This window comes from Brevundimonas huaxiensis, assembly GCF_014218725.1.
In the GTDB taxonomy this organism is placed as follows: domain Bacteria; phylum Pseudomonadota; class Alphaproteobacteria; order Caulobacterales; family Caulobacteraceae; genus Brevundimonas; species Brevundimonas huaxiensis.
Genome location: NZ_JABBJE010000028.1, coordinates 1 through 496 on the forward strand (window position 1 = coordinate 1; position 496 = coordinate 496).

At 66.5% G+C, this 496-nt stretch carries 1 protein-coding gene; it reads left to right on the forward strand.

Annotation, left to right across the window (positions count from 1 at the left end):
- The coding region (locus HF680_RS15735; protein ID WP_185225720.1) for an integrase core domain-containing protein at nt 1–478 on the forward strand (478 nt) is incomplete at its 5' end.
- Between the last annotated feature and the right edge of the window lie 18 nt (nt 479–496).

Here is a 496-nt window from a genome sequence, read left to right on the forward strand (position 1 = left end):
GGCGATCCCCGACACCTCGATCTCGGGACGCCGCGTCGCGCGAGAGCTGACAGCGCTGATCGCTCGGCGGGGCCGTCCCGCCATGATCGTCAGCGACAACGGCACGGAGTTCACGTCCACCGCCATCCTGGCCTGGGCGCAGGATCATGGCGTCGACTGGCACTACATCGCGCCGGGCAAGCCGACCCAGAACGGGTTTGTGGAATCCTTCAACGGCCGGATGCGCGACGAACTGCTCAACGAGAGCCTGTTCTTCAGCCTGGATCACGCCCGCCAGAAGGTCGCCGCCTGGGCGCTGGACTACAACACCCGCAGGCCGCACTCGTCGATCGGCTACCTCACCCCGGAGGCTTTTGCCGCCAGTCTGACCGCAACAGGCCGACCCGCTGCGCAGGATGAAAGCTGCGCGGCCCGGCCTGTTGCTCACCCCACGCTGCGAGGCGTAACTAACCCAAGGACTCTGGTCGCCGCTGGATGAAAACTCAGGGGCACGTCA